This window comes from Vitreimonas sp., assembly GCF_036392335.1.
Lineage (GTDB): Bacteria > Pseudomonadota > Alphaproteobacteria > Caulobacterales > Aquidulcibacteraceae > Vitreimonas.
In genome coordinates, this window is record NZ_DASVYD010000022.1 from 1 (window position 1) to 6,013 (window position 6,013).

Sequence of the window (6,013 nt, forward strand, 5' to 3'; positions counted from 1 at the left end):
GGCGCTGGCTTCGCCTTGCTTGAACGCGTTCACGCCCCACGCGAAGCGCAGGTCAGGCAGGTCCTGGCGGAATTGCAGCTCGATCATTGTCTGTGGACGGTCGGAAATTTCGCGCGATTGGCCAGTGACAGGATCGGTGACTTCGCTTTCGAGCAGATAGCCTTCAAGCGTGAGCCGGCCGCCGGGAACAAAGCTGATCGGTGTGGAGAAGTTCACGTCGAGCCGTGTGATCTCGCCGTCGCCGATATTGCCGGGCGCGTCGAAGCGGAAGAAGTCATCGTCGGGATCGAGTGGGTCTTGGTCCGGATTTGGCGCGACGATCGGCACGAGGTCGGCGACGTCGCTGATTTGGCGGTGCGAGAGCGTGAGGCTGAGCGCGGCCGAGCCAAAGCGCAGGTCCGTGCCGAGTTCGGCGATCCAGGCCGTATCCGGTACGAGATCCGGATTGCCGCCATTGATGAGGCCGTCGGCGACAGCGGCCGCGGAAGTGAAGTCGCCGAAATCGAGCTGGCCGACATCGCGATAGAGGCGGAAGCGCGCCTGGTTGCTTTGACCGAAGCTGCGCGTCACTTGGATGGACGGCTTCCAATAGGAAAGCTCGACCACGTCATTGGTGTCGCCGGTAAAGGTGAGTGTCGACGTTTCCCAGGCGAGGCGGGTTTCCACCGTCCAGAGATCGAGCGGCCGCCATGTGTGCGTGCCGAACACTTCGGCGCGCTCTTCTTCGATCAGCACGTTGGCGTTCGGCAGATTGATGGCGACGCCGTCTTCGAGATAGACGAGGGTCTGATCGAGCGAGTTGAAGGCGCCTTCCGCACCAAACTCGATGCGCTGGCGCGGCGTGAGCGCGCGCGACAGCGATGCGCGCAGGATGCTCTCGCCGGATTCCTGCTCTAGCTCTTGCGAGAACGCGCCAACGATGTTGCCGGTGTAGACGCCGCTGTCCTCGCTCTCGTAATTCTCGCGATTGATCAGGCCGATCAGCGCGAGGGACCACGGACCGAAGTCGCGATCATAATTCGCGCCTATTTCGAAGCCGGGTTCACGCTCTTCAAATATCTGCCGCAGCTGGAAATCGGACACGTCGGCCGCATCGTAGAAGAGGAAGTCATTGGCCGCATCAAAGCTCCAGCCGTTTACTTGCGCGTTGGCGCTGATGCGTCCGCCGGCGAAGGGTGCGGCGATGTTGCCGTTGATCGAGGCTTCGCGGAAATCACGGTCGGGCGAGGGCGTTTCGGCGCGCCCCTGATAGACGCCCGCGCCGTCATAGAAGCGCCGCCAACCCGGCATGTCGCGATACTCGCTGTGATAGGACGCGCCGAGGCCCCATTCGAGCTGGCCGTTGCGGCCGCTGTATGAGACTTCGCCGCGCGGGGCGGGCGTCTCGCGCGCGGTGTATTCGAACCCAGCTTCCCAGACGCCGCTGCCCGCGCTTTCGATGCGCACCACGTTCAGCAGCACCGAGGCGCCTGATGCATCACCGGCGACTTCCGCGCCGCGCAGCAATTCAATGCGCACGACTTGGCTCGCCGGAATGCGTGAGAGGATGCTGTCGAGCGATTGGCTCTTCGAGCTTGGTCGTAGGCCGTCGATCAGCAAATTGCCGACCGCGCCCGAGAAGCCGCGCCGATCGTCGCCGCCATCGAGCGCGAAGCCGGGCGTCTGACGCACCATGTCGCGCGCGGTCTGCGGATTGAATTGGGTGAAGAAGGCGGCCTCATAGACCACACGGCCGGAGGCCGCCTCCATTGGCGTCGCTGTGCATGTCGGTGTTGGCGCGCATCCAAGCGTCGCGGGCGTTTCAGCGGTCGGCGGCGTTTGTGCATAGGCCACGCCGGTAAGCGCCAACGCCGACACCATCATCCGTCCCAGCATCTTCTCCCCCTATCGACCGCCTTCGTTCTGGCGGCGCAGGCGCGGGCTTCTGGGGCCCGCTTGTTGCTGCTTCATTGCAGCTATGTTGCTGGAGCTGTTGTTGGCGTCATTTTTCAGGCGTTTCGCCGAAGCATGCGACGAAGCGCGGGATGCGCGCGACGGCTGGAAAAGAAAACGCCGCCGAGGCGGAGCCCCGGCGGCGTTCTGTTTCCTGTGCAGGATAGAAGACGCTTACTTCTTCTTGCCGGCCGGCTTCTTCGCAGCGGTCTTTTTGCCCGCAGCCTTCGTCGCCGTTTTCTTCTTCGCAGCCATGTGTACCTCCCCAGACAGTGGGATGAACAAATCTCTGCGTCGATTCTCGAAATTGTAAATCGTGACCTCCGGCCTACATCCCGCCGACTGTCAGTCCGGTGATGTACAAGGTGGGTTGGCCGACGCCGACGGGCACGCTCTGCCCGCCTTTGCCGCACGTGCCTACGCCTTCATCAAGTTTGAGATCGTTGCCGACCATCGTCACGCGCGTGAGGGCGGAGGGGCCGTCGCCGATCAACGTCGCGCCCTTGATCGGGTATTTGATCTGGCCGTTCTCGACATAATACGCCTCGGTGCATTGGAAGACGAACTTGCCGGACGTGATGTCGACCTGCCCGCCTCCGAAATTAACCGCGTAAACGCCGCGCTTTAGGCTTGCGAGAATTTCGCCAGGATCCTTGTCGCCAGCGGTCATGAAGGTGTTGGTCATGCGCGGCATCGGCCGATGGGCGTAACTTTCGCGACGGCCCGAGCCTGTTGGCGCAACGCCGGTGAGGCGCGCGTTCATGCGGTCCTGCAGATAGCCTTTGAGAATGCCGTCCTCGATCAGCACGGTGCGCTGGGTGGGCGTGCCTTCGTCGTCGATCGTGAGCGAGCCGCGGCGATTTTCGATCGTGCCGTCATCGACAACCGTGACGCCGGGCGCGGCGACGCGCTGACCGACCATGCCCGAAAACGCGCTCGTACCCTTGCGATTGAAATCGCCCTCCAGCCCGTGGCCGACAGCCTCGTGCAGCAGCACGCCGGGCCAACCCGGACCGAGCACAACGTCCATCTCGCCGGCGGGGGCGGGCTCGGCGTCCAAGTTCACGAGCGCAATGCGCAGCGCCTCGTCGGCGAGCGCCTTCCAGCGGTCCGGGGCGATGAAGACTTCGTACGGTTCGCGTCCACCGGCGCCGGCCGAACCGGATTCCCGGCGACCGTCGCGTTCGACCGTGATCGAGACGTTGATGCGTACGAGGGGGCGATGGTCGGTGAGCTTTGCGCCGTCGGGGCGCAGGATGGTGAGGCCGCGGCGCGCCCCCGAGAGCGTGGCGGCGACCTGAACCACACGTGGGTCCTTCGCCCGGCAATAGGCGTCGATTTCGGCCAGGAGCTCGGTCTTGTCGGTGAAGAGCGGGGATTCGATCGGATCGAAATCCGTGTAGAGCTGACGGTTCACCTTGGCGGGGCTCGCATCCAGCGTGCCGGTGTGTCCCAGCTTCACGGCGGCCGCGGCCTCGGCGGCGCGGGCGACGGCGTCCGTCTCGAGCACGCTGGCATGGCCGTAGCCGGCGCGTTCGCCAGCGACGACGCGGAGGCCGAAGCCTTGGGTGGCGTCGAACGAGGCCGATTTCAGCCGGCCATCGTCCCAATAGAAGCTCTCGGTCTTGCTATCCTCGACGAACAATTCGCCGTCATCGGCGCCATGGGTGGCGTTGGCAAGGATTTGGCTGGCGGCGTCCCAATCCATTTCGGCGGCTTGTTCGGGGGCCTTGCTCAGTCCGTCGGCCATTTCGGCGCTCCTTCGGTCCGGGGGAAATTACGTCTGATCCATATAGGGGCCGAGTCGGGCCGCGGCGCGTGCGGAACCGTGTTTCGACAGCATAAGCGTCAATTATGGATTTGGTTCGTCCAGTACCGTCGCCAGATGGTCGCGCCTGCTGCGGGCGAACCGCGCCAGCTCGGCGCTGGCGGGCCCCCAATCGGGCTGGATTTCGAGCGCCGTTGAATAGTCCTCGTACGCGCCGCGGAGGTCGCCAAGGGCCTCGCGGGCCGCGCCGCGATTGAAATACGCCTTGTGCGGCTCGCGCACACCCAGCCCCAGCGCCTCCGTGATGGCGGCAATGGCTGGTCCATGCTGGCGCATTTGCACCAGCACCGCGCCTCGGTTCAGGTGCGCCTCGGCCTGGCGGCGGTCTAGCCGGATGACTTCGTCGAAATCGGCCAGCGCCGGCTCGTTCTCGCCGCGTCGCATGTGGGTGACGCCGCGATTGATCAGCAGCTGCAGCTGGGTCGGGCGGTCAATGCGGCGGTAATTTAGCGCGCGCGTGCACTCCTCCACCGTCCGGTCGGAGGTGTCGCCCGCAACCACGGCTTCGCTGCAGCGGCGGATATTGGCGTCCGTCCCAATCGTGGTGACCGCACGCGGGTCCTGGGCGAACGCCGTTGCGATGACGAAAGGGAAGGCGGCGATGAACGCCGCGACCGTCCGCGGTTTGTGAATCGCGGCGGATAAGCGCCTTGGAAGCCAAGCGCGGCTCATGCTAGCACCCCACCCGATTGGTGACTTACAGAACGGCAAGGCGCGGTCGAATGCCGCGCCCGGAGACTATAGGCGTGGGCGCCGGCTCGCGCCATACCGACGCTGAATCTTGAGGAGGCGAAAGCGTGAAGCGAGGGGCTTTGTTCGCGGCTGCAGCGAGCTTGATGTTCGCCGGCGGCGTCGCACACGCGGCGAATGTCGGGCAGCCGACGCCGCGCGGCGTCGATTTGCAGCCGGCGGCGACGGAAATCATGCGCGAGATTCACGCGTTTCATGGTCTGTTGCTGCCGATCATCGTCGCCATTTCGGTGTTCGTGCTCGTTCTCTTGCTGTGGGTGATGGTGCGTTACAATCGTCGCGCCAATCCGACGCCCAAGAAGTTTACGCACAACATGCTCGTGGAAGTGATCTGGACGGTGGTGCCGGTTCTGATCCTTGTCGCGATCGCCTGGAAGTCGTTCCCGCTGATCTACAAGCAAGAACGCATTCCTGAAGCTGAACTGACGCTGAAGGTCACCGGCAATTCGTGGTTCTGGAATCTGGAATATCCAGATCAAGGCGTCACGATTGCGGCGAACCTGCTGCCGGAAGAAGAAGCGCGGGCGCAGGGACGGCCGTGGTTGCTGGCGACGACTGAGCCGCTGCTCGTTCCTGTGGATACCAACATCCGCGTGCTCGTGACCTCGAACGACGTCATCCACTCGTTTGCGATTCCAGCGTTTGGCATCAAGGAAGACGCCATCATGGGCCGCGTGAACGAGACGTGGTTCAATGTCGAAGAAGAGGGCGTGTATTACGGTCAGTGCTCGGAGCTGTGCGGGATTAATCACGCGTACATGCCTGTCGAAATTCGCGCCGTCAGTCGCGAAGAGTTCAATCAATGGGTGGCGGCGCAAGGCGGGACGATCGCGTCCGCCGAGGCGCCGGCTGCGAGCGAATCTGCGCCAGCTGCTGGCCAAGCGCCCGCCGCTGAACCGGCGACGCCCGCCGCGACGCCCACGCGCTAAGAGGATCGGAGAGTCTCTTTATGACGCACGAAGCTGCTCATACCGCTGATCATCACGCTCACGATGATCACCGCCCGAGCCTCTGGGATTGGAAGCGCTGGGTCTATTCGACCAACCATAAGGACATCGGCACGATGTACCTTATCTTCGCGGTTATCGCGGGGTTGATCGGTGGCGCGCTCTCGGGCCTCATCCGTTGGGAATTGGCCGAGCCGGGCGTGGGCGTGCTGACGTCGCTGCCGTGGATCGCCGATGTCGATGCGGCCAAGCACTACTACAATACGATCGTGACTTATCACGGCCTGATCATGATCTTCTTCATGGTCATGCCGGCGATGATTGGCGGCTTCGGCAATTGGTTCGTGCCGCTGATGATCGGTGCGCCGGACATGGCGTTCCCGCGCATGAACAATATCTCGTTCTGGCTGTTGCCGGCTTCGTTCGCGCTGGCGTGCATCTCGATGGTCGTGCCGGGCAACGGCGCTTATCCGGGCTTCGGCGGCGGGTGGACGCTCTATGCGCCGCTCTCGACCTCGCCGACGCACCATAGCGGCCCCTCGATGGACCTGCTGAT

At 63.8% G+C, this 6,013-nt stretch carries 6 protein-coding genes; 3 read left to right on the forward strand and 3 right to left on the reverse strand.

Going from position 1 to position 6,013, the window contains the following annotated elements; translation table 11 throughout:
* Window positions 1-1,875: TonB-dependent receptor plug domain-containing protein (locus VF769_RS05355; protein ID WP_331007344.1), on the reverse strand; the 1,875-nt coding region annotated here is incomplete at its 3' end.
* A gap of 82 nt (window positions 1,876-1,957) precedes the next feature.
* Between VF769_RS05355 and VF769_RS05360 the strand changes: the two genes are divergently transcribed.
* Window positions 1,958-2,245, forward strand: coding sequence for a hypothetical protein (locus tag VF769_RS05360; RefSeq protein WP_331007345.1), 288 nt, complete (start codon window positions 1,958-1,960; stop codon window positions 2,243-2,245).
* Window positions 2,246-2,260: 15 nt separating this feature from the next.
* On the opposite strand, the gene tldD is transcribed toward VF769_RS05360, so the two are convergent.
* Entirely contained in the window at window positions 2,261-3,682 is a 1,422-nt protein-coding gene (tldD, locus tag VF769_RS05365; RefSeq protein WP_331007346.1) for a metalloprotease TldD, read from the reverse strand.
* Window positions 3,683-3,784: 102 nt separating this feature from the next.
* Window positions 3,785-4,432: a tetratricopeptide repeat protein gene (locus VF769_RS05370; protein ID WP_331007347.1), complete on the reverse strand. Its 648-nt coding sequence runs from the start codon at window positions 4,430-4,432 to the stop codon at window positions 3,785-3,787.
* Window positions 4,433-4,557: 125 nt separating this feature from the next.
* On the opposite strand from VF769_RS05370, the gene coxB reads away from it, so the two are divergent.
* Together coxB and VF769_RS05380 are read left to right on the forward strand one after the other, a co-directional pair.
* Window positions 4,558-5,439, forward strand: a complete 882-nt coding sequence (coxB, locus tag VF769_RS05375) for a cytochrome c oxidase subunit II (protein WP_331007348.1) — start codon at window positions 4,558-4,560, stop codon at window positions 5,437-5,439.
* Window positions 5,440-5,459: 20 nt separating this feature from the next.
* A partial coding sequence (locus tag VF769_RS05380) for a cbb3-type cytochrome c oxidase subunit I (RefSeq protein WP_331007349.1) occupies window positions 5,460-6,013 on the forward strand: 554 nt, incomplete at its 3' end.

What these genes read in the sequence shown, in the direction of transcription:
- VF769_RS05370 (WP_331007347.1), bottom strand. Translation starts at nt 4,432, where the DNA reads ATGAGCCGCGCTTGGCTTCCAAGGCGCTTATCCGCCGCGATTCACAAA.
- tldD (WP_331007346.1), bottom strand. Translation starts at nt 3,682, where the DNA reads ATGGCCGACGGACTGAGCAAGGCCCCCGAACAAGCCGCCGAAATGGAT.
- VF769_RS05360 (WP_331007345.1), top strand. Translation starts at nt 1,958, where the DNA reads ATGTTGCTGGAGCTGTTGTTGGCGTCATTTTTCAGGCGTTTCGCCGAA.